The 22,330-nt window shown below is 61.7% G+C and carries 23 protein-coding genes and 1 pseudogene; 7 read left to right on the top strand and 17 right to left on the bottom strand.

Annotation, left to right across the window (positions count from 1 at the left end; all coding sequences use genetic code 11):
- A complete protein-coding gene (locus ACGYLX_RS14655; protein ID WP_394450342.1) occupies window positions 1-804 on the bottom strand; it encodes an ABC transporter ATP-binding protein in 804 nt (267 codons plus the stop codon).
- A complete protein-coding gene (locus tag ACGYLX_RS14650; RefSeq protein ID WP_394450340.1) occupies window positions 804-1,817 on the bottom strand; it encodes an ABC transporter substrate-binding protein in 1,014 nt (337 codons plus the stop codon). Before ACGYLX_RS14650 ends, ACGYLX_RS14655 begins: the two co-directional genes overlap by 1 nt.
- Before the next feature lie 154 nt (window positions 1,818-1,971).
- Here ACGYLX_RS14650 and ACGYLX_RS14645 point away from each other — a divergent pair, with 154 nt between their 5' ends.
- Complete coding sequence (locus ACGYLX_RS14645; protein WP_394450408.1) at window positions 1,972-2,196, top strand: DDE-type integrase/transposase/recombinase; 225 nt, start codon at window positions 1,972-1,974, stop codon at window positions 2,194-2,196.
- Between the two features lie 21 nt (window positions 2,197-2,217).
- Here the strand turns inward: ACGYLX_RS14645 and ACGYLX_RS14640 are convergent.
- Both ACGYLX_RS14640 and ACGYLX_RS14635 read right to left on the bottom strand, forming a co-directional pair.
- Window positions 2,218-2,598, bottom strand: a pseudogene (locus tag ACGYLX_RS14640) (DDE-type integrase/transposase/recombinase); the annotation flags it as partial.
- Window positions 2,599-3,102: 504 nt separating this feature from the next.
- Window positions 3,103-4,197, bottom strand: a complete 1,095-nt coding sequence (locus tag ACGYLX_RS14635; RefSeq protein WP_394450338.1) for a Fic family protein — start codon at window positions 4,195-4,197, stop codon at window positions 3,103-3,105.
- 260 nt (window positions 4,198-4,457) lie between these two features.
- Between ACGYLX_RS14635 and ACGYLX_RS14630 the strand changes: the two genes are divergently transcribed.
- Entirely contained in the window at window positions 4,458-5,141 is a 684-nt protein-coding gene (locus tag ACGYLX_RS14630; protein WP_394415059.1) for an IS6 family transposase, read from the top strand.
- A gap of 407 nt (window positions 5,142-5,548) precedes the next feature.
- Here the strand turns inward: ACGYLX_RS14630 and ACGYLX_RS14625 are convergent, their stop codons facing one another.
- On the bottom strand, window positions 5,549-6,028 hold the full coding sequence (locus tag ACGYLX_RS14625) for a hypothetical protein (RefSeq protein WP_394415297.1): 480 nt from the start codon (window positions 6,026-6,028) through the stop codon (window positions 5,549-5,551).
- 116 nt (window positions 6,029-6,144) lie between these two features.
- On the opposite strand from ACGYLX_RS14625, the gene ACGYLX_RS14620 reads away from it, so the two are divergent.
- Window positions 6,145-6,345, top strand: a complete 201-nt coding sequence (locus ACGYLX_RS14620; RefSeq protein WP_394415053.1) for a hypothetical protein — start codon at window positions 6,145-6,147, stop codon at window positions 6,343-6,345.
- A gap of 849 nt (window positions 6,346-7,194) precedes the next feature.
- On the opposite strand, the gene ACGYLX_RS14615 is transcribed toward ACGYLX_RS14620, so the two are convergent.
- Window positions 7,195-7,680 (bottom strand): type II toxin-antitoxin system VapC family toxin, encoded by a 486-nt coding sequence (locus ACGYLX_RS14615; RefSeq protein ID WP_394442152.1) that lies wholly within the window; start codon window positions 7,678-7,680, stop codon window positions 7,195-7,197.
- A gap of 84 nt (window positions 7,681-7,764) precedes the next feature.
- A complete protein-coding gene (locus tag ACGYLX_RS14610; RefSeq protein ID WP_394415047.1) occupies window positions 7,765-8,049 on the bottom strand; it encodes a hypothetical protein in 285 nt (94 codons plus the stop codon).
- 317 nt (window positions 8,050-8,366) lie between these two features.
- Between ACGYLX_RS14610 and ACGYLX_RS14605 the strand changes: the two genes are divergently transcribed.
- Together ACGYLX_RS14605 and ACGYLX_RS14600 are read left to right on the top strand one after the other, a co-directional pair.
- Window positions 8,367-9,593, top strand: a complete 1,227-nt coding sequence (locus tag ACGYLX_RS14605) for a glutathionylspermidine synthase family protein (protein ID WP_394450336.1) — start codon at window positions 8,367-8,369, stop codon at window positions 9,591-9,593.
- 39 nt (window positions 9,594-9,632) lie between these two features.
- Window positions 9,633-10,211 (top strand): DUF1190 domain-containing protein, encoded by a 579-nt coding sequence (locus ACGYLX_RS14600; RefSeq protein ID WP_067267677.1) that lies wholly within the window; start codon window positions 9,633-9,635, stop codon window positions 10,209-10,211.
- Window positions 10,212-10,225: 14 nt separating this feature from the next.
- On the opposite strand, the gene ACGYLX_RS14595 is transcribed toward ACGYLX_RS14600, so the two are convergent.
- From ACGYLX_RS14595 to ACGYLX_RS14585, 3 genes are read right to left on the bottom strand one after another with little or no spacing between them, the layout of a single operon-like run.
- Complete coding sequence (locus ACGYLX_RS14595) at window positions 10,226-10,384, bottom strand: peptidase M23 (protein ID WP_073037890.1); 159 nt, start codon at window positions 10,382-10,384, stop codon at window positions 10,226-10,228.
- Window positions 10,385-10,422: 38 nt separating this feature from the next.
- The gene (locus ACGYLX_RS14590; RefSeq protein ID WP_394442157.1) at window positions 10,423-11,250 is read right to left on the bottom strand and encodes a 3-keto-5-aminohexanoate cleavage protein; all 828 of its coding nucleotides are present in this window, start codon (window positions 11,248-11,250) and stop codon (window positions 10,423-10,425) included.
- Window positions 11,251-11,274: 24 nt separating this feature from the next.
- Window positions 11,275-12,138, bottom strand: a complete 864-nt coding sequence (locus tag ACGYLX_RS14585) for a 3-hydroxyacyl-CoA dehydrogenase NAD-binding domain-containing protein (RefSeq protein WP_394450334.1) — start codon at window positions 12,136-12,138, stop codon at window positions 11,275-11,277.
- An 87-nt stretch (window positions 12,139-12,225) separates the two neighbouring features.
- Between ACGYLX_RS14585 and ACGYLX_RS14580 the strand changes: the two genes are divergently transcribed.
- On the top strand, window positions 12,226-12,951 hold the full coding sequence (locus tag ACGYLX_RS14580) for an SDR family NAD(P)-dependent oxidoreductase (protein WP_394442163.1): 726 nt from the start codon (window positions 12,226-12,228) through the stop codon (window positions 12,949-12,951).
- Here the strand turns inward: ACGYLX_RS14580 and ACGYLX_RS14575 are convergent, their stop codons facing one another.
- From ACGYLX_RS14575 to ACGYLX_RS14560, 4 genes are all read right to left on the bottom strand, one after another.
- Window positions 12,952-13,860: a LysR family transcriptional regulator gene (locus ACGYLX_RS14575; protein ID WP_394442166.1), complete on the bottom strand. Its 909-nt coding sequence runs from the start codon at window positions 13,858-13,860 to the stop codon at window positions 12,952-12,954. It lies immediately after the preceding gene.
- 71 nt (window positions 13,861-13,931) lie between these two features.
- Window positions 13,932-15,113 (bottom strand): LarC family nickel insertion protein, encoded by a 1,182-nt coding sequence (locus ACGYLX_RS14570; protein ID WP_394442169.1) that lies wholly within the window; start codon window positions 15,111-15,113, stop codon window positions 13,932-13,934.
- A complete protein-coding gene (locus ACGYLX_RS14565; protein ID WP_394442172.1) occupies window positions 15,113-16,447 on the bottom strand; it encodes a lactate racemase domain-containing protein in 1,335 nt (444 codons plus the stop codon). Before ACGYLX_RS14565 ends, ACGYLX_RS14570 begins: the two co-directional genes overlap by 1 nt.
- Window positions 16,448-16,450: 3 nt before the next feature.
- Complete coding sequence (locus ACGYLX_RS14560) at window positions 16,451-17,998, bottom strand: UxaA family hydrolase (RefSeq protein WP_394442175.1); 1,548 nt, start codon at window positions 17,996-17,998, stop codon at window positions 16,451-16,453.
- Between the two features lie 93 nt (window positions 17,999-18,091).
- Here ACGYLX_RS14560 and ACGYLX_RS14555 point away from each other — a divergent pair, with 93 nt between their 5' ends.
- The gene (locus ACGYLX_RS14555; protein ID WP_084729401.1) at window positions 18,092-18,868 is read left to right on the top strand and encodes a GntR family transcriptional regulator; all 777 of its coding nucleotides are present in this window, start codon (window positions 18,092-18,094) and stop codon (window positions 18,866-18,868) included.
- A gap of 1 nt (window position 18,869) precedes the next feature.
- Here the strand turns inward: ACGYLX_RS14555 and ACGYLX_RS14550 are convergent, their stop codons facing one another.
- The 3 genes from ACGYLX_RS14550 to araD are packed head-to-tail and all read right to left on the bottom strand — an operon-like array spanning window position 18,870 to window position 22,243.
- Window positions 18,870-19,580: a ribonuclease activity regulator RraA gene (locus ACGYLX_RS14550; protein WP_271690337.1), complete on the bottom strand. Its 711-nt coding sequence runs from the start codon at window positions 19,578-19,580 to the stop codon at window positions 18,870-18,872.
- Window positions 19,577-20,488: a dihydrodipicolinate synthase family protein gene (locus ACGYLX_RS14545; protein ID WP_394442178.1), complete on the bottom strand. Its 912-nt coding sequence runs from the start codon at window positions 20,486-20,488 to the stop codon at window positions 19,577-19,579. The genes ACGYLX_RS14550 and ACGYLX_RS14545 overlap by 4 nt, the downstream gene beginning before the upstream one ends.
- Window positions 20,489-20,500: 12 nt before the next feature.
- The gene (gene araD, locus ACGYLX_RS14540; protein WP_394450331.1) at window positions 20,501-22,243 is read right to left on the bottom strand and encodes an L-arabinonate dehydratase; all 1,743 of its coding nucleotides are present in this window, start codon (window positions 22,241-22,243) and stop codon (window positions 20,501-20,503) included.
- Window positions 22,244-22,330: the final 87 nt, after the last annotated feature.

Raw genomic sequence — 22,330 nt, 5'->3', positions numbered from 1 at the left:
CTATGCCCCTCCCGGAGAAGCCAAGAGATTCCAAACCTGATAGGTCAGATCCCAAAAGCGCTTGTCTCGGCGCATTTCCACAACATCGCGGGGCCGCTCAAAAGGTACTTTGAGATCTGCAACCAAGGTTCCTGGACGCGGCGACATGACCAGAACGCGGTCGGCCAATGTAAGCGCCTCGTCCACACTATGGGTGATGAAGACAACCGTTTTACGGGTGGCCTCCCAGATGCGAAGCAACTCTTGCTGCAGCACCAATCTGGTTTGCTCATCAAGCGCCCCAAAGGGCTCGTCCATCAGAAGAATATCGCGATCATCGGCCAAGGCGCGCGCCACAGAAACGCGTTGCCTCATGCCGCCCGAAAGCTGGCTGGGACGGGCGTTTGCGAAACTGGTAAGCCCCGTTAAAGCCAACATTTCCGCCACGCGCGCTTTTTGTTGTGCATGTGGCGTGCCTTTCAACTTCAGAGGCAATGCCACGTTCTGTGCAACAGTCAGCCATGGAAGGACCGAGGCTTCTTGAAACACCATCGCTGGCGCATCGTCGGTATGCAGCTTCACCTCACCGCTGAGCTTGTTTTCTAAATCAGCCAGAATGCGCAGAACGGTGGTTTTGCCGCAGCCGCTGGGGCCGACGATGCAGACAAACTCTCCGCGCGCGACAGAAAAGCTGAAGTCGGAAACCGCCAAGGTGACGCTATCGGCATCGCTGTTGTAGAAGGCCTTGGTCAGGGTGGTGACTTCGATCGCTGGCGGCGTGCAAACCACTTTGGGCTTCGGCGTTTTTTGAAGGGCCGCTGTCATCAGAGGGTGCCTTTGAGAAGCTCATTCGCCTGCTTCAAAAGGTCCACACGGTAAACAGCTTCGATATTGGCTTCCCCTTCATAGGCGAGGGATCCACGCTCGCGAAAGAAGGTCTCTTGCGCGCGTACAGATGTCATATCGATGGCGCCGTCTTCGGGGCGGATCGTATAGGGAATGCCGCGCAGCGTGTCAGGTTCGGTGCCTGTATAATTTGCCACGATGCCAACGATCTCACCCTCCTCCCAACCGCCATTGTCGAGCTGGCGCGCCGCCTTGAGATAGCCTGCCATAAAGGCAATAACTGCGCCTTCGTGGGCGTCAACAAAGTCTTGGTTAAATGCGATGAAGCCAAGTTCTGTGCCGAAAGTATGATCATCTACCAAACGGCGCCCAATCCCCTCTTTCTCAAGCTGATGGGCAAAGGGTTCGATGCTCCAACCGGCATCGAGTGCGCCGTTGACAAAAGCAGGGGCCGTCGCAGGGGGCGGCAGGAAGACCGCTTCCACGTCATCAACTGTCAAACCACCTTTTTCGAGCGCTTTGGCTACGGAATACATGCCAAAACCGCCGGGGCCCGGAATGCCAACGCGCCCCTTAAGATCGGCAACGCTTCTCACGCCCTCATCCCACGCGCTTTGAGAAACCATAAAGGGCGACGGCGAGGGTACGGTATCAGGCATGCGTGCCAGCGTCGCGATGATTGAGACTGTGGCGCCGCGGTCAAGCGCGTTGAAAAGGCTTGCTCCCCAAGTGGCCGCGCCCGCCTCAATATTCCCAGAAGCGAGCAGTTGAATGGTCTCAGCAGTACCGCCCTTGGGCGACAAGGTGACATCGACACCAAAGTCGTCAAAGTAGCCTAAGTCTTTTGCCACAAAAAACGGAGCATAGTCAGCGAAGGGCGAATAAAGAAACTCGATCTTCGGGTGATCTTGGGCCCAGCTTGGCAGAGCCGCAGTAGCTAAACTGGCAGCAGCTGCCGCTGCAATGAGATGACGACGGCTGAACAAAGACATTCAAAATTCTCCCTGATGGCCAAAACGGCCGTTGGATGCAAAGCAATTAACACGCCGTAGCTCTCCCTAAACCGAAGACGCATGCTTAATATCCAAAACGCTACATCTGATGCATCAGGTAGGCAAGGTAATATTTTAGCGCTTTCGTGTTCGCCTGACAGCAAGGCGCAACGTTAAGGTCGTAAGGGCCTTTCTGCGACAGGCGCGGAAGACGGTCCGCCTTTATCGACCGTTGACCATCATAACCGACCAGACGCACAGCTATGCTAAGGTCATCGGTGAAATCAACGAAAGGCGGGGGTCAGACGGCGCGGTCCGTGATGTTGACCGCAAGTATCTCAACAACTGGCATTGCCAACTTAGCGACACTGACCTGTGAAGTTCGCCGAGTGTGATTTCTTCAGGCTGTCATTTTGAGCGCATAACCGTGCCACAGGTCGAAGGCATCTGACCTTGCGTGGCGGTATGAGACGGTGGAGAGGCGGTAGCGGCGGGGTCTGAATATTGTGTCGTTTTGATCGTGGGCCGCGAGGAACCTTTGCGTCTGTCGGATCGATTTGAACCGGCCCATGACCTTCTCCCGTTTGCGGGTCGGCCGATGCGACCCCTCGATGCGATTGTTGAGCCCTTTGTGTGCCCGATGATCAGCTTCAGGCGCAAGAGCCCGGATCGGTTTGATGTAATTGCGCAATTTGTCAGTCACGACGACACGAGGCTTGCCAAACCGGGCAATCAACCTAGCAAGGAAACGCTTGGCGGCTTTGGCATTTCGGCGCGGCTGGCCACGACTTCACGGGGGAAACGATAGCCCTTCAGGCGCGGCAACTCAGATGGTATTCTCATGACAAAACGCTAGTCGTACCAAGGTGTGGCAGCAAGTTGGCAATGCCCCTCGGAGACATCGAATTTGGTCGTGCGGGATCGGGCCATGGCTGGCCTCCTTTCGAGTTTTTGTGAGAAAGACAGACCGGAGCCCGGCCCGGACCCGTCCGAGGGACCCCCAAGGTCCCTCATCTGTCAGTCACAAAACCGGAAGGACACTTTCCCTTTCTGCCAACCCGGAGGCACAGGCTGAGGAATTCTGGGGCCGTCAAAACCGCGGTTCACCTTCATTGCATACTACACCCAAAGATCGGCGACGCACATCGGCAAAGAAGTTCATTAGTCTTCTGATTTAAAAGCTTTATCAACTACTTAGGATTTCCCCAGACCGGCAAGCCTCACCGGTACTTGGCTGACACTTCCTTGGAGTCCGCGTTTGGGGCTTCGCGTGTGACAAGCCTCTTTACGTCGCCGTCAGGGAATAGCTGGTGCTGCGTCCACCAGCCTCGTCTTTCTCCAAGGCGCCCAAGTCGATCAGATCGAGGATGTCGCGATATGCTGTGTCCTGCGAACACTTTTCGATCTTTGCATATTTCGACGTCGTGAGTTTGCCTTCGAACCCATCCAGCAGGCGGTTGAGCATGTCCCGTTGGCGGTCGTTTATGTTGGCCGCTCCGTATGTCTCCCAGAACCGCGCCTTCTGGAACACAGCCTCAAGAATGATTTCTGCACCATCGAATGCGCGGTCCAGGCAAGCAAGGAACCAAACGAGCCACGCCGTGACATCAAGCCCGCCTTTCTGCGTTTTCTCGAGCATGTCGTAATAGTCGCTCCGCTCCTGCCGAATTTGCGTCGACATGCTGTAGAACCGCTGGGCGCTGCCTTCCGATCGCGCCAAGGCCATGTCTGCGATCGCGCGCGCAATGCGCCCATTGCCATCATCGAAGGGGTGGATGGTGACAAACCACAGATGAGCGATGGCGGTACGTATGACGGGATCTGTTTCGGGTGGCTGGTCAAACCATTCCAAAAACCGCGTCATCTCCGCTTCCAGTCGGTTGGCCGCAGGCCCCTCAAAATGCACGCGTTCGCGGCCATAGGGTCCTGATACAACCTCCATCGGACCGTCACGCCAATTTCCCACCCTGATCCGGGTCATTCCGCTTCGCCCGGTCGGAAAGAGAGCTGCATGCCAGCCGAACAGGCGCTCAGCATCCAGCGGCTGGTCATACGCTTGGGTCGCGTCCAACATCATCTCCACGACACCATCAACATGGCGATCAGACGGGATCAGTCCACCAATTTCGAGCCCGAGCCGCTTCGCGATGGACGAGCGCACCTGATCCTTGTCGAGCGTCTCCCCCTCGATCTCGCTGCTTTTCACGACATCACTGGTAAGAGTGCGCAGCATTGCCTCGTTGCGAAGATCAAAGCCCAGACCCTCCATGCGCCCCAAAAGCTTGCCTTGACGGTGACGGACCGCGGCAAGTTGTGAAGACAGCTTGGCCTTATCCCAGATAAACTGCGGCCAATCAGGGAGTTCGTGGATGTAGGTCATATATTACGCACTCTTTGCGGATATTATACCGCTTTTTCTCCGCAAGACAACAATAACCGACGCAAAACCTGCGGAGAATACAGACGGCAATCTCCGCATGCCCCGCCTGGAACTTGGACCGCTGGACAATTGCTTGCGCATTGCTTCACGCGGCCTGTCCGCTCAACCGGCCATAGAAACGGTAGTGTCGCAAAGTTTCCGTTTCCCTCTTTTACTCGGGTATGTCAGCGTTGTCAGGGAGTTGGTGAAAGGCAGTTGACGTGATCGAGTTCAAGGGCGTGCATTACCCGAAATCGGTGATCCTGCACGCGGTCTTCTTCTATGTTCGTTTCGCCGTTTCCTACCGGGACCTTGAAGAGATCATGGCCGAGCGCGGGGTGAAGGTTGATCATGCCACGCTGAACCGCTGGGTGGTAAAGTTCGCATCGCTGATCGCAGCCCGGGCGCAAACGAGGAAACGGCCGACCGCCCCCTCTTGGCGGATGGACGAGACGTACATCAAAGTTAAGGGCAAATGGACCTTCCTCTATCGCGCCGTCGATCGCGACGGTCAAACCCTTGATTTCCTGCTGTCAGAACGCCGAAATCTGTCCGCCGCCCGGCGCTTCTTCAAGCGAGCGATTGCCGCCAACGGCGTGCCAGATCGGGTCGTCATCGACAAAAGCGGTGCCAACTTGGCTGGCCTGCAGGCGGTCAACGTGATCCTTAAATTCACCGGCGAAGGCCGCACAATCGAGATCCGGCAGATCAAATATCTCAATAATATCCTTGAACAGGACCACCGCTTCATCAAGCGGATCACCCGCCCGATGATGGGCTTCAAGGCTTTCCACTCGGCCGCAGCCACCATCGCAGGGATCGAGACCGCCCACATGATCCGAAAGGGGCAGATCCCCGCCGATGGCGCCACCGCCTTCCAGACATTCGCGAAGATCGCGGCATAATCATGTCCGCCGGTCGGCCCCCTTCATGCTGCCGGAAAGTTTGCGACGGAACCCTCCGGCGAAGGTTAGACCTATCCATATTCACCGTGAATAACGCTCCGCCTGAGGCTCCGGCCAATGTTAAGCCCACCCATATTCACCGTGAATATTGCTCTGCCTGTGGTTTTGGTTGAGATGAACGCCTGGCCAATTGTTCTATGTGGCACGGGCCAACTCAATTGCATAAAAGATGTCACGCACCTGGTCGGCGTTGTTCATCAGATGGATGATCCGCGAGCCTTATCGTGTACTGATGAAAGAAGAGATTTGTGAACATGCGCGCCATGTCACGCACAGGCAAACAAGGCTGTCGATAATGATCAGAACGTGTTCCCGGCCAGGCCAAGGTTCCTACCATATGACGGTGTTCACAAACCTTTTTTCCGACCGGATTTGATGAACATGCAAAAGAGTGAGCCAGAGCGCATTTTTTCGCTCCGGCCCTTATGCGCCGCCCCGGCCTTGCCCTGCGCCGTGATCTGCCACGAATGACCGGGCGTGCCGATGGCATGGGTGGCGACCCGCGCCTGCACCGTGGGCACGGCCCAAGACACGTCGGCCACATCCGTTGACCCCATCATCGCCGGCCCGCGCGACTGCGGCGGCACGATGTAGTCGCACAACGGTGAATCCTTGCGCGGCGCCAGTCCGTTCTGGCGGTACTCGGCATTGATGTCCTCATCGCTGAGCGTGGCCTGAATGCGCGCGGCATAGGCACGATCAGCATCGTCGAAAGGCACGCCGCCCAGCACGTCCATCGCCTGTTGCATGGCCTCTTCCAACGGGGTGTTGCCCTGCATGTTCGACACCGCTGACATGATCGGAATGTCGACCTTCGTCCCGGTCATCAATGCCGCACCCCCATCACTCTGTCTGTCTTTCGTGCCCGCGTATCCGCAACCTATGCTAAGGTCTACGTCAGAGCCTATCGTCAAAATGAGAGTCCTCTCTGAAGGAGGAATTAATGGATAGCATCTCATCAATCCTGCTTGCTGAAATCTCGCTGATCTCCATCAGCTCAGGGATCATCGTGGCGAGCTTGCTCGCTCTATGGCTCACGCGAAAAAAGCCAAAAAGAACAATTGACGTCAATGCAGCGGTTCGAAATGCCCCGTACCACTTACTCGGAGAAGCTGGGATCCCTATCGCTCGCATTAAGTGTTGAGAGGGTGACCGTAGCGTATGCCAAAGGAAACGGGCAAAGCGACTGAAAGTGCTTAGCGACTTGCTGTACTTTGTGGTGCGGGAGGTTCAACTCTGCAACAAATGACATCTGAAGTTTGAGAGGGACTTCAGAGAAAAAGGAGAAAGCGGGGCCCATCGCGGCCTCACCTGCGTTAAAATCCGAGATTGCGTAGGCAAGCTGATATGCGGAAAGGTTCGCACTGTACGGAGCATTCACAGTTTCAAGAACCTTAGATGCGGAGTCCATCGTCGTTTACCTCCCTACAAATGGATGTGCAGCCACTGGGTCTTCGGGATCTCATCGTTGTAGCGCTTAAGGTGCTCGTACGAGCATGGAGATCATATCAGATGGTCCGCGCAAAGTCACAGCGTTGCAAACAATACCGGAAGAGACGATCGCGAGCGTTGAGAGGTAGACGAGCAGTTGGTCACTCAATGGCTATCATTGACACACGCATCTACCGATAGCCGTGCCATTGAGACCCCGCCAATGTCCAAGGGTCCAAAAAGTATAGCAGTGTCCGCATTTCGTGTTGGTAAGTTTAGACAGCGCGTGGGACATCGCCTGACTGGGTGGTCAACTTGGAAGGGCCCACGTCGTTTGAAACTTTCGGAAGCGCTGAGGATGCAATGCCACTTGCTGCTGATCTGAGCCGATTGATCATCCCGGAGGGCTACTACGAAGATCCATCCGACCCGACGGCGGAATAGTCGCGCAGAGGCTTGATCGAGCGCAGTGCGGGCTCTTGGGCCCGCACTTATCCGCCGGGGTTCCGGGCGGATGTGTCCTGGTTTTCAGTAACCCGGGCAGACCACCACGATGACAAGGTCAGTGCCGGTAGAAGACGACCTTGAGCTTTGGTTCAAGCTGGCTCAGCCGATCGAAGTCAGCGACGTTTCGCGTGACGAGCGTGAGTTGCTCTTCGACTGAGTGGGCGGCAAGCATGGCATCCATCAAGCACTTGCGTCTCTGACCTTCATCGAAACCCAGCTCCCTGGCCATGACCCCTGCCAGGATGGCACCCCGGGCTTGTGCCGTGGGAGACACAGGCAGAATGCGGCGTTGAGGAATAGCGTCGATCAAGGCCTCGATGGTTGCAAGGGCCGAAGATGTGCGCGGATCGGCTGGATTGAGGCGACCGAAGGGGAAACATATTTCCGAGAGCGCAACGCTTGAGTGGAAAATGCTGCGGGCTGTGATGCGCGCCTCGACAGCGACAGGTAGCTTGCCTTGGAGCTGATCGATATAGACGCATGCATCCAGCATGATGGCGCCTCCGGCCACAGGCAGGCCCTCCATGAAGAGGAGATCCAAGTCAGTCCGGGTGGGGAGCGAGCGTGTCTTGCGCGCAGCGCGGGTCGCGCGAAGAACCTTTCGAATATTCAATGAGCCGCTCGATCAGATGCTGAGATCGATGTCCGCGGGGACGCGTCCTCGCGCGCGGGTGAATGCCCCCGGGAAGCCGTCTTCGGCCGCGAGGTTGGCGATGGCAAGCTCGACGAGGGCACTGTTGGCTTCTACCCCTGCTCGTTCCTTGGCAAGCCGGAGCAGTTCTGGGTTGATCCGTGCGGTCACGGTCTCCGACTTGCGCTCCAGCAGGTGAAGCTCACGCATGCTCTCCAAGACCATTGCGAGGCGGTGCCTAATCGGAGTGTCGGTCGCTTCTGCGGATTGCGGTGCCATGGCTCATTCTCCTATCCCTCTTGGATGTATTACATTCTTTGCGATTTGTCAAACATGGCATCGTTTTCGGCAACCTGGACGCGCTCCTGAGGTGAAGGCGATGCCATTCAGGGGACCGGTGTCAAAGTATCTCGAAGGGTATTTGCAGTGGTTCATCGCCCGTATCGGGAAGGTGCCGCCAGGCGATGTCTTACGCACTGTCTAAACTTACCAACACGAAATGCGTGTAGCAGCACAGCCGCGTCCAACCGCCGCCCCCTCTGGCCGCTTGGCCCAAAGCCGATTAAAAGCAAAGGCGAAACCGGGGGAGCGAACCGTTGCAAAAGATCACATTGCCCGAAAGACCCGACTGGCGCGCCCATGCGCAAGAGGTGGGCTTTACCTTTGCCGATATGCATGGCGAACCCTATTGGGACGAAACCTCGGCCTATGCGTTCTCCCTCACCCAGATCGAGAATGACATCGAAGACCCTTCGACCGAGCTTCACGCCATGTGCCGCGAGGCCGTGGCCGAGATCATCGCCAGCGAAGAGTTGATGTCCCGGCTCGCCATTCCAGATGCCCACCGCGATCTTGTGGCCGAGAGCTGGCGCCGGGGCGATCCTGAGATCTATGGCCGTTTCGATCTGGCCTATGACGGCACAAGCCCGGCCAAACTGTTGGAATATAACGCCGACACGCCGACATCGCTTTACGAAAGCGCGGCCTTTCAGTGGCAGTGGCTTGAGGACCAGTTGAAAGCAGGCCTGTTGCCCGAGGGCACGGATCAGTTCAACGGCATTCATGAGGCGCTGGTCGCCCGTTTTGGCGATGTCTTCGAGCAGGACAGCGATCTGCATTTCACCGCCGTGGCCGACAACCCCGAAGACTACGGCACCGTCGAAGCCATGGGCTGGGCCGCCCGCGAGGCGGGGCTGGGCGCGCATTACTGCGATCTCGAAACGATCGGGCTGAGCGACGATGGCCACTTCCTTGATGATCAAGACCGCCGCATTGCCGTCCTGTTCAAACTCTACCCATGGGAAGACCTGCTGCGCGACGACTACGCCGCCCATATCCAAGGCTCGGGCTGTCTGTTTCTTGAGCCTGCGTGGAAAGCGCTTTTGTCCAACAAGGGCCTTCTGCCGGTGCTATGGCAGATGTTCGAAGGCCACCCCAATCTGCTGCCCGCGTTTTTCGAGGCTGATGTGGCCGATGCGCTCGCCGGGCGCGGCCCCGCCGCCCCCGCCTGCGCCGACGCTTTTGACCGGGCGGCGGCGGAACTGGCCGAGGCGCATGTGCGCAAGCCGATCCTTTCGCGCGAGGGGGCGTCGGTCACGATCCACCAGTCCGGTAAGGTGATCGAACAGTCGCAAAACTCTGATTACGCCGAGCATCCGCGCATCGTGCAGGCCTATGCCCCGCTGCCCACCTTCGACGGCTTCCGCCCGGTGATCGGCTCTTGGATCGTGGGCGAGACCTGCGCGGGCATCGGCATCCGCGAAGACCGATCGCGCATCACGCAGGATTTGTCACGCTTCAAACCGCACTACATTCTGGCATAGCCCACCGCTCCGCCGCCCCTTGGCAGAAAGACAACCATCATGACCAAACGCTCGAAACGGGTTTCCATCGCCATCGTCGGCGCCGCCGCCTTCACCCTTGCCGGCTGTGAGGAGGAAAAGGTCGACGCCGCCGCCTTCCCCGACCTGCAAAGCTGTCTTGCCGACGCCGCCCGTGGCGGTATGTACAGCGAACAGGAATGCGAAACCGCCTTTGACGCGGCGCAAACCCTTCATGTGGAATCCGCCCCGCGCTACGACAGTCTTGAGGTCTGCGAAGAGCAGCATGGCGAAGGCGCCTGCGGCTCGGAAGAGGCAGCGACCCAAGGCGGATCGGGTGGCATCTTCATGCCCCTGCTGGCGGGCTATCTGATCGGCAATATGATGAGCAACCGCGCCGGCATGGCGGCGGCGCAGCCGCTTTACAAAACCTCCGATGGGCGCTTCACCAATGCCGCGCGCTCCAGCACCTATTCGACAAATCGCGGTGCGGCCAAGCTCAGCACATCGCAATTCACCCGCCCCAGCACCACCATCGGCAAAACACCGATGACCCGCGCCACCGCCGCATCGCGCGGCGGCTTTGGCCGGGCGGGCGGATCGCGCGGCTTTGGTGGCTGATCGGCGCTGACGCCCTACTTGCGGCGCAGCACCGCCGCGGCAAGGATCACGATCGCCAGCGACAGCATCGCCACCGCCCAGAAGGGATCGTTGCCATGGGGGTGCACATGCGCGCCCTCATGCGCCGCCAGCGGTGCGGCAAAGGTGGCGAGGGCGAATGTCAGTTTCTTCATCTCAATCTCCTTGATCTATCACGGTGGACCGGGCGGCCTCAGGCCAGCCCCAGAATCTGGCGCGCCTGCTGCGGGGTGGCGACAGGGCGACCGGCCTTGGCGCAGATATCGGCCGCGCGGGTCACGAGGGCGGCATTAGAGGGGGCGAGGGTCTGTTTGTCCAGCCGGATGTTATCCTCCAGCCCCGTGCGCAGATGGCCCCCCGCGGCGGCGCACCATGCGTTCAACTCGGCCTGATGCCGCCCGATCCCGGCGGCGCACCACGGGATATCGCCGAAGAGCCGTTTGACGGTTTTGATATAGAAATCAAAAACCTCCCGATCCGCTGGCATGGCGTTTTTCACGCCCATGACAAATTGAATATAGGGCCGGGCCGGGATCTTGCCCGCCTCGGCCATCGCCTTGGCCTGTAGGATGTGGCTGAGATCAAAGACTTCGATCTCGGGCAGCACGCTATAGGTCATCATCTCTTCCGCCAGCCAATCGACAAGCTCGGGCGGGTTCTCATAGACGCGGTTGGGAAAGTTGTTCGACCCCACCGAAAGCGAGGCCATGTCGGGCCGCAGCGGCAACATCCCGCCCCGGTTCTTGCCCGCGCCCGAACGCCCACCGGTCGAGAATTGCACGATCATGCCGGGGCAATGTTCCCGCAGCCCTTCTTGCAGCCGCGCAAAACGGTCGGGGTCCGCCGTGGGGGTGCCATCGGCGGTGCGCACATGGGCATGGCAGATCGTCGCCCCGGCCTCAAAGGCGGCATGGGTGCTTTCGATCTGTTCGCTGATGTCGATCGGCACCGCCGGGTTGTCGGCTTTGGTCGGCAGCGAACCGGTGATGGCCACGCAGATGATGGCTGGGTTATCGGTCATGGGTGTCCTCGGCTTTCTGGAAAATCAATCGGCGCTGTCGCGGGCAAGGGCGATGACACGGCGGAGGGCTTCCTCCGTCGGGCCCGAGCTCTCCCCCACGGGCCAGTCGTAGAACCCCTTGCCGCTGTGTTTGCCAAGATGCCCCCGCTCGACCAATGCGGTGAGGCTGGGCGAAGGGTCGTGCCGGTCGCAAAGGTCCGGGTAGAGGTATGCGGCGATGCTCAGATGGGTGCCCAACCCGTTCAGATCGCGCTGGCGGAACGGGCCGGAAAGCGCCATGCGCACGCCGACGGACCATTGCACGATCTCGTCGATCTCCGCCGGGCTGGCGACCCCTTGGTCCACCAAATGCAGACATTCGCGCATGATGGCATGTTGAATGCGATTGGCCACGAAACCGGGCGGCGCGTGATCGAGCCGCACGGGCCGCCGCTCCAACCCGCGCAGCAGGGTCATGACCTCGGCGCAAAGCCCTTCGGGCGCGTCTTCAGCTGCGACGACTTCGACGGCGGGGATCACATCGCCGGGGTTGAAGAAATGCGTGATCACGGCGCGTTCGGGCCGGGCCATATCCGCCGTCATCTCTTCCAACGTCAGGCCAGAGGTGTTGGACAAGATCGGCGCGCCCTCTGGCACGGCCCCCTCCAAGGCGGCGAGCACGCGGCGTTTCAGCGCGAGGTCTTCCGGCACGCATTCCAGCGCGAGATCGGCCTGCCCTGCCCCCTCCAACGCAGCGCAAGCGGTCGCCCCCGGCACCGTGGCCAAAAATGCCTCCCGCGCGGCCTCGGTCGGGTCGACCGCTTGGACCCTCCAGCCGTGCTGGCCAAAGAGCCTGCCGATGGATTGGCCCATCGTGCCCGCCCCCACGATGATGATGCCTTTGGCCATGTAATCCCCCTCCCGGATATCAGTTGTTTACTTATCACCAGCGCGTAGTGATAAGTAAACAGCGAATAGGAAAAAGGATACCGCCCCGTGACCCAAGACCCCTCTCCGCGCCATGCGCTCGTCACCGGCGGGGCGCGCAACATCGGCCTCGGCATCGCGCGCAGGCTGCGTGAAGATGGCTGGCGTGTCTTCGTCCTCGATATCGAAGAGCCCGAAGACCCAGCACTTCAGGCCGACGCGCAGCGCGTAGATCTGACGGACATCGCGGCGACCACGGCTGCCCTCCAACACATCCTCGCGCAGGGGCCGGTCACCTGTCTGGTCAATAACGTCGGCATCGTGAAACCTGCGTCTTTCGACGCTGTCGACCTCGACGATTTCGACTCCATCATGCATCTGAACCTGCGGCCCAGTATTTTGGCGGCGAAACTGGTCGTGCCGGGGATGCGCGCGGCGGGGGCTGGGCGGATCGTGATGAACACCAGCCGCGTCACCAAGGGCAAGATCGACCGCACGCTCTATTCCGCGAGCAAGGGCGCGATCCAGTCGATGGCACGGACTTGGGCGTTGGAGCTGGCGTGCGACGGGATCACCGTGAACTGCGTCGCCCCCGGCCCCATCGCCACCACCGCCTTTTGGGAGAACAACCCCGAAGACGCGCCGGAAACCCGCGCCATCGTCGATGCGGTGCCGGTGGGCCGGATGGGAACGCCTCAAGATGTGGCGCAGGCGGTGTCCTTCTTTGCCGATCCGCGCAGCGGCTTTATCACCGGGCAGACGGTCTTTGTCTGTGGTGGCACGGCGGTCGGGTAATCAGCCCTCGGGGGCGAGGGCCGCAAGCAACCTGCGCAGAACCGGATTGCGCGCATCGCGCAGGTAGGCCAGCCCGATCCGGCTTTGCACCTTGGCGTCACGGATCGGCAGAAAGGACACGCCCGCATCCTTCATCCGCGCGGCGGAGGCGGGGACGAAAGCCACCCCCAGACCCGCCGAGACGAAGTTTACAATGGCGGTGAACTGCGGTGCGCGATGGGCCACGCGGGGGGCGAAACCGGCATCGGCGCAGAGTTGATAGGCGCAGGCCGCGAAACCCATATCGGGGCCGAGATGGCTGAATATGAAACTCTCCTCGCGCAGCGTTGCCATGGAAACCGAAGGCACCCCGGCAAGACGGTGGTCGGGTGGGACGGCCAGCAGAATATCCTCGGTATGGACGGTGCGCGTGGCCAAATCCTCTGGCACGCCGGAAAGCGGCAGGCGCACGAAACCCGCGTCGAGCCTGCCCGCCACGATCTCGGCGATTTGCAGGTCCATGTCCAACTCGCGCAGGATCAGATCCACCTCTGCCGCGCCCGCGCGCAATTCGCGCAGGAGCCGCCCGAGGATCCCGGCGTAGGAGGCCGAGCCGACATAGGCCAATTCGATCCGCCCGCGCTGGCCGCTGCGCGCCGCTTCGGCCAATGCCTCGACCCGCCGGGCCTGTTGCAGCAGGGCACGGGCCTCGGGCAGGAGCGACTTGCCGAAGTCCGTCAGCATCACCCTGCGGCGGTTGCGGTCAAAGAGAAGCTCACCGCCAAAGGCGGTTTCAAGATGTTTCAGCTGCTGCGTCAGCGCCGGTTGCGCCACGCCGAGCGCGGCTGCCGCTTGACCGAAATGCAGCGTTTCCGCGATGGCGACGAAGACCTCATACTGGCGCAACGTGGCGGTGAGTGGCGTTTCCATGCGGCCCCCTGAACTGACGTCAGAGGGTTTTCACACGCGGGCCGGTGATAAGCAAGTTAGATCACCGGCCCCTACCCCTCCGCCGCGCGGGCGCGGCTGCGGCGGGCGTGCAGGGTCTCGGCATCGGCCAGATCGTCGCTTTCGACCTTAACCGTCTCATGCCCACCGGGGCGCCGTGCGCGCTTGCGCCGAAGCGGCCCGCTGTCATCGTTTTCCCGTGGGAGGATCAGCCGGTCGACCAAAGTGCGGCGGAGGCCGAGGGTCGAGGTCAGATCGAAGACCCGCGCGGCGACCGCGTCAGCCTCTTGCGGCTGGACCAGCAACTCAAGCCGCGTGACGGGGCGGGATTTCTTGCCCTGCCCGCTGAGCATCATGAGATCGACCACGCCCTCCATGCAGCGCAACCGATCCACCGCCGCGCCCAGTTCTTCGCCTGTCATGTCGTCAATATCGCAGGCGAATTGCACGAGACTGTCCTGCGCGATGCCCGCCGTGGCGGTGTCAAAGACGCTCACGCGGAGGATATTCGGCAGGCCTTTCATCACCCGCATCCCCGCGCCCGAGCCGGTGCAGCGCAGCCGCCCCGGTGGACGGCTGGCGATAGGGCTACCGGAGGTAAGATGGGCAAGGATCGCTGCCCCCGTGGGTGTCACCCGCTCGCCCGGCACGCCGTCGTCATGCCAATCATAGCCTTGCAAGATCAGCGCCGTGGCGGGCGCGGGAACGGGCAGTTTGCCATGCGCCGTTTCCACCAGCCCGCCGCCGAGCGGCAGCGGCGCAAGCGAGAATGTCGCCCCCGCCAGCGTGGCGCAGATGCTGCCTGCGGCGGTCACATCCATCAGCGCGTCCCAATCCGCGATCTCGTGGAAATGCACCCGGTCGATGGGGATGTCATGGACCTGCGCTTCGGCCTCGGCGATCCGGTGAAGGATGGCGCAGGCGGCCTCCGCCGTGCCCTCTGACAGCGCTGCGTTTTCCAGCAAATTGCGCATGGCGCGATAGGTCGTTTCGGCACCGTGCCGCCTGCCGGCGTCGGGTGCTGTCAGCACCAGCTCAAACCGCCGCGAGGTAATGCCCGAGGCGACATGTTCGCTCAGTTCCGCATGGCCCACCTCGGCGGGGAGGACGGCGGCGACATCGGCCAAGGCGCGCTCGGCCAGATCGGGGAAGGCATGCAACATCGCGGCGATGAACATATCCCCCGCCGCCCCGCCAACGGGATCGAGGTGTAGGTGAAGCCCCTGCCCCCGCATCAATGCCCCTCCGGCCAAGGGTTGCGCAGCAGGCCGTCGTTGAACTGCATCTCTTGCAGATCGCCAATCACCTCCAGCCCCGGACGGTCGCGCAGTTCCGGCAGCATCGCCTCGGAAGCATAGAGATACTCAAGCTTCAGCGTGTTGGGGATACGCAGCAGCCGGACCTTGGTGATATCCTCGGCCCCGCAGGTCTTGACCGCCGTCTGGATCGCGGTGCGGTCGCAGGGCATGACCATCGGAATTTTCGACTGTTTCAACACCTGCGAGGTGATGGCATTGGCATAGACCGCCTCGCGGTCGAAATCCTGCTCCAACCGCTGCGTGATCACATCCGCCCGCGCCGCGCCATTGCCATTGCCGTTGCTGCGCGGCGAAAGGCCAAGCGCCACCAGCCGCGAGATATGCAGATGGACCTGCATCTTCTCGCTCGAAAACCGATGGGTGATATTGGGGTCCATCCCGGTGCCTGAGAACTCCTTGCCGATCTCATCCACCACCAGCACATCCAGATCGCCCGAGGCCGAAGGCGCGTCCAGCGGCCCCAGCGGCAGACGGGGCATGTTGCGCATCGCCTCTTGCAGATAGGGCGCTTCGGCCTCCAGCATCCCGTCACTGTCGAGCGCGACCACCTGCGAGAGTTCGTCATAGGCATTCTCAATCGTGCCAATGCCGAACAGCACCTTGCAACGTTCCAGCTTCATCCGCGCCATTTTGGCCACGAAGATGCCGACGTTATCGATGCCGCGCGAATGGCAGGTTTCGGCCCCCGATTGCTTGCCCAACCCGATCGAGAGCATTTTGGCCAGCCCGCTTTCGTTCGGCGCGCGGAAAGAGGTATGCGGCTTGATCCGGTTGAACAGGATGATCCCATCGGCGGCATTGGCATGGCGGTCCATCCGCACCGACATGCCGTTGTCGAGCACGCCGATCTCATCGGTCTCCATCGAAGAGCGGATTTCGCAACCGAGGCTCTCTTCGGTCACGCCCAGTTTCGCCAGCAGCGCGGTTTGCCCCTCTGCGGTGGCGCCGCCGTGGCTGCCCATGGCGGGCACGACAAAGGGATGCGCCCCGCGCGCGCGGACCTCGGCCACGATGGCGGCCAGCAGTTCCGGCAGGTTCGCCAGCCCGCGGCTGCCCGCGGTGATGGCGATGGACATGCCCGGTTTGATCTTGCCCGCGCAATCGGCCTGCATCGCCTCTGCCACGGCGGCGCGCGGGTCGTCGATCTGGGTTGCGGCAAAGGTCTGACGGCAAAGCGCCATGCGCGGCAGCGGCGTATCCTCGACCAGTTTCACATAGTTCGGTTTCATCTGCGCTGTCCCCTTCGACATCTGTTACCCCGTGACCCCAATCGGCCAAGGCGCGAATTCCTCTTCGCCCACGCCGAGCGCTTCGGACTTGCTCGGCTCCCCCGAGGCGATGGCGAGGATGCGCTCGAAGATCCTTTGGCCCAACTCCTCTAGGCTCTGCTCCCCGTCGATCACGGTGCCACAGTTGATGTCCATATCGTCCTGCATCTTGGTGAACATCGGCGTGTTGGAGGCGAGCTTGATCGTCGGTGAGGGGTAAGAGCCAAAGCAAGACCCGCGCCCGGTGGTAAAGCAGATCAGGTTCGCGCCCCCCGCGATCTGCCCGGTGGCCGAGACGGGATCGAAGCCGGGCGTATCCATGAAGACCAACCCCTTTTGCGTCACGGGTTCGGCATAGCGGTAGACCTCCATCAGCCCCGTGCTGCCGCTTTTCTTGGCCCCGCCGAGCGATTTTTCCAGCACATTCGCCAGCCCGCCCGCCTGATTTCCGGGGCTGACAACGCCGTTGATCTGCGTGTCGCGGCCCTTGGTATAGTCCAGCCACCAATCCATGCGTTCGACCAGCTTGCGGCCCACCGCTTCACTGCGGGCGCGGCGGGTCAGCAGGTGTTCGACGCCGAAAATCTCGGGCGTTTCCGAAAGGATCGCCGTGCCGCCGTTGCGCACGAGGATATCCGCCGCCGCCCCCAGACCGGGGTTGGCCGAGAGCCCCGAAAGCCCGTCCGACCCGCCGCATTGCATCCCGATGGTGATATGTTCCGCCGAACAGGGCTCACGCCGGACGGCATTGGCCTGATCCAGCATTTCGCGCACCGCCTCTTTGCCTTCGGCAATCGCGCGGGCCGTGCCGCCGACATGTTGCATGGTGACGCAGCGCAGCATCTTGCCCTCGGCCAACCCCTCCTCTTCAAAGAACTGGGCGAGGTTGTTGCGCTCGCAACCCAGCGACAGGACCACGGCACCGGCCAGATTGGGGTGGCGGATATAGCCCGAGAGCGTGCGGCGCAGCAGGTCCATCGGCTCGCCCGTAAGCTCCATCCCGCAACCGGATTCGTGGATGAAGGGGATCACCCCGTCGACGTTCTCCCATGCCTCCATCCGCTCTTCGTCGAAGTAATTGGCGATCTTACGCGCCACGGTGGCTGAGCAATTCACGGTGACGAAAAGCCCGATGTAGTTGCGCGTGCCCACCCGGCCATTGGCGCGGCGGATGCCCATGAACTGGGCGCGCTCTTGCGGTGGCAGCAGCTTGGTCGGGGTATAATCGCGGGCGAAGGCATAGTCTTTGTCAACCGCGTCGAACTTGATGTTATGGCTGTGCAACCAATCGCCTGCGGCGATCTCTTCTGCCGCATAGCCGATCACCGTGTCGAATTTTAGGATCGGCGCGCCGCGCTGGATCGGGCGGATCGCGATCTTGTGACCTTGGGGCGTATCATGGTTGGCACGCAGCCCGTCTTGCGGCAATACCGCGCCACGGGGAACCGCCGCGGTTGCCACGACCACGTTATCCGTCGGTGATAGTAGCATCACCTTTGCGCGTCTGTCCTCTTGCATGGTCTGGCTGTCCATCGGATGCTCCCCCTCCCTTGGGTGTCGAAAAAACCGCTTCGGTAAGATGTCATTAACTGATATATTAGATTTAACAGCTATGGAAGAGCCCGCATGACCGCATCGAAGAAACCCGCCGCGCAGAGCGCACAGACCCTTGCCAAAAGCATCCTTGGCGGCGGGGCCGACTTGGGACTGTTCGAGGGCGGGCCGACGGGGCGCGGGGTTTACGCCACGCTGCGCGATCAGATCGTAAGGCTCGACCTGCCGCCCGGCACACCGCTGTTGCGTGCCGAACTGGCCGAGACCCATGGCGTCAGCCTGACGCCGCTGCGCGATGCGCTGCAACAGCTGGCCAAAGAAGGGCTGGTCAAGATCTACCCGCAATCGCGCACGCTGGTCACACCGATCGATATGTCGGCAATCCGCGAAGCGCAGTTCATGCGCATCGCGCTTGAGACAGAAGTCGTGCGCCGTTTGGCCGATGAGATCGCGCCCGAAGCCCTCACCCGTTTGCGCAGCATCGTTGCCTTGCAAAGCAGCATCTCGGACCAGCCCGGCGATGTGCCGACCTTTCAGGAATTGGACGAGGTGTTTCACCAGACCCTCTTCGTGGCGGCGGGTCATGTGCAGAGCCAGCGCATCATGCGCAGCCATGCGGGCCATTTGGAACGCCTGCGCCGCCTGCATTTGGACGACATTGATGAGGCGGGACGCATTCTGAACAACAAGGACGTGATCGGCGGCCACAGCCGCATCCTCGACGGGATCGAAGCGGGCGATGCGCCCGCGGCGATGGAGGCGCTGCGCCAGCACCTGCAACGCACCGTCGACCGGATGACCGAGAAACGGGCGGCGTTCCCGGAGTATTTCACCCCGGAAAAGCCTTAAGTCAGCGGTTGTTGGCCTTGCGCCACGCGGCGAACTTATCAAGGTTCTCTTGCTTGGTGCCGGGGTAGAGCCCGATGATCCCGGCGCCATCTTTGACCTGCTCCACCACGAAATCCTCATAGGCGGTCATCTCGACAGCCTCTTCGGCCACCTCTTCGGCAATATCCGCGGGGATGATGATAACGCAGTCGTCGTCGCCCACCACGATATCACCGGGAAAGACCGGGGCATCGCCGCAGCCCACGGGGCAGTTGATCTCAATCGCCTCATGCAGCGTCAGGTTCGTGGGGCTGGAGGGCCGCGCGTGATAGGCGGGGATCTCAAGCGCGCCGATGGTCGCGGCATCGCGCAGGCCCCCGTCGGTCACCACACCCGCCGCGCCGCGCATCATCAGCCGGGTGATCAGGATGTCACCGGCGCTGGCGGCGCGGGCATCCTTGCGGCTGTCCATCACCAGCACATGGCCCTCGGGGCAGGTCTCGATCGCGACGCGCTGCGGATGCTCGGGATTGCGGAATTCGACCAGTTGGTTGCGGTCTTCGCGGGCGGGCATATAGCGCAGGGTAAAGGCAGGGCCGACCATGTTGCGCCCCTTGGCGGCCACGGGGCCGACCCCCTGCACCACCTGATTGCGCAGCCCACGCTTATACAGCGCCGTCGCCAATGTCGCGACCGAGACCGCTTGGAGTTTCTCGCGTAGTTCGGGGCTCATGCCGCCTCTCCCTTCAGTTGATTGTCTTTCACGAATTGATCCAACACCGCCTGCTGCTGTTCCGTCAGCGGCCATGCGGACGGCGGGCGCGTGGGGCCGCAATCCTGTCCGATGGCCATGAGAGCCGCTTTGACGCCGGTGACATTGGTGCCGTTATGCTCTTCCGCGCGGATGTCCTCAAAGGCGCGCATCCCGGCGATGAGGCGGTTCGCTTCGCCGTAGTTGCCCGCATCGAGTGCCGCGTGGATGGCGACCGAGCGCTCGGGCCAGACGTTGATAAGGCCCGAGGTGAAGCCCCGCGCCCCCACGGCATAGAGCGGCGGCGCCCAGACCTCGGCCAGACCGCCGACCCAGACAATGTCTTTCGGCGCCGCTTCGATCGCGCGGGCAAGGTTCAAGGGGTTCGGCGTGGCCCATTTGACGCCCTTCACCCCGTCGACCTCGCACAGCCGCGCGATGCCCTCGGGCCCCATCGCGTCATTGCGCAGGTACAGCATCACCGGCAGCCCGCCCGAGGCATCCCGCACCGCGCGCACATAATCGACCGTACCGCGGGGGGAGACGAAGGGATCGGGCGGTTGGTGGATCATCAGCGCATCCGCCCCCGCCTCGGCGCTTGCCTTGGCCAGCGCGCAGGCATCGCGAATGCCGCGCCCGACACCCGCAAGCAGCGGCGCGCGCCCATCGACCATCTGCGCCACCTCGCGTACCATGGTGCAGGCCTCATCATTGGTCAGCGCGTAATATTCGCCGGTATTGCCGTTCACCACCGGGATATGCACCCCGGCGGCAAGCGCGCGGTCAATGATCGGCGCCAGCTTGCGCGGCGCGATCTCTCCGCCCGCGTCATAGGGCGTCACGAGGATGCCCGAGATGCCGGTAAGCGCTTTCGATAGATCATGTGTCATTGCCAGCCCCTCTCAGAAGATATCCGGCTCGCCCGCCGCTTGGCCGAAGGCCGCGGTGAGATAGTCGAAGTCGCAGCCCTGATCGGCCTGCCCCACATGGCGCTGGAACATGTAGCCCCAGCCCCGCTCGAACCGTGGCTCCAGCGCTTTCCACGCGGCGCGGCGGGCGGCGAGTTCGTCCTCATCCACCAGCATGTCGAGGGTGCGCGCCTCAAGATCCATGCGCACGATGTCCCCCGTTTTCAGCAGCGCCAGCGGCCCGCCCACGAAAGACTCCGGCGCGACATGCAGGATGCAAGCGCCGTAAGAGGTGCCCGACATCCGCGCATCCGAGATCCGCAGCATGTCGCGGTGCCCCTGTTTCAGAAGCGCCTTGGGCATCGGCAGCATCCCCCATTCCGGCATCCCCGGCCCGCCCTGCGGCCCTGCGTTGCGCAGCACCAGCACATGGTCGGGCGTCACATCGAGGTTCTCGTCATCGATCGCGGCCTTCATCTCGGGGTAGCTGTCAAAGACCAACGCCGGACCTTCGTGGTGGTGGAATTTTGGATCGCAGGCCGCCGGTTTGATCACCGCGCCATTGGGGCAAAGGTTGCCCTTGAGCACGGCAAGCGAGCCTTCTTTATAAACCGGGTTCGACAGGGGCCGGATCACGTCGTCATTATAGACAGGCGCATTCGCAATCCCCTCCTCCAGCGGTTTGCCGGTGCAGGTGATGGCCGACCGGTCAAGCTTGTCGCCCAACTGGTCCATCAGCGCCCGCAGCCCGCCCGCGAAGTAGAAATCTTCCATCAGATATTCGCTGCTGCCCAAGGGGCGGATATTGGCGATCAGCGGCGTGATGCGGCCCAGAGCGTCGAGATCGCTCAACTCCAGCGCCACACCGGCGCGGCGCGCCATGGCCAAGAGATGCACCACCGCATTGGTCGAACAGCCCGTCGCCATCGCCACGGTCGCCGCGTTTTGCACGGCGGCGGGGGTGATGATCTTGTCGGGCGTCAGGTCCTCCCAAACCATATCGACAATGCGCCGCCCGCAAGAGGCGCTCATCCGTTTGTGGCCCGCATCCGCAGCGGGGATCGAGGTCGCCCCCGGCAGGGTCAGCCCCATCGCCTCGGCAATCGCGGTCATGGTGGAGGCGGTGCCCATCGTCATGCAATGCCCGTAGGACCGCGCAATGCCGCCTTCGACGCCGACCCATTCCTCGGCTGAGATCGTGCCCGCGCGGCGCTCGTCCCAGAACTTCCAGGCGTCCGAGCCAGAGCCAAGCGCCCGGCCCGCGTAATTGCCCCGCAGCATCGGCCCCGCGGGCAAAAAGATGAACGGCACGCCTGCGCTGATCGCGCCCATGGTCAGACCGGGCGTGGATTTGTCACAGCCGCCCATGAGGACTACTCCGTCAAGCGGGTGCGAGCGGATCGTCTCTTCGGTCTCCATCGCGATCATATTGCGGTAGAGCATCGAAGTCGGCTTGGTGAAGCTCTCGTCGATCGAGATCGTCGGGATCTCAAGCCCCAGCCCCCCGGCCTGCGCGATTCCCTTCTTCACGTCCTCCGCGCGGTCGCGAAAATGAAGGTGGCAGGGGTTCATCTCGGACCAAGTGTTCAGGATGCCGATCACCGGGCGCCCCTCCCAATCCTCGGGGCCCAGACCCATCTGCATCATGCGCGACCGATGGCCAAAGCTGCGCAGATCGTCGGGGGCGAACCAGCGCGCGCTGCGCAGCTGATCGGCGGTTTTCTTGGTCTCGGTCATGGAATCCTCGCCAGCTAAAACATCATCGCAAAAAGGTTGGAAAACACATCTTGCTCGAACTGATATATTACCGTATCACCCCAGTTG

Source organism: Sulfitobacter sp. 1A13496, assembly GCF_043557225.1.
Classification (GTDB): domain Bacteria; phylum Pseudomonadota; class Alphaproteobacteria; order Rhodobacterales; family Rhodobacteraceae; genus Sulfitobacter; species Sulfitobacter faviae.
This window is presented reverse-complemented; position numbering and strand designations above follow the sequence as displayed.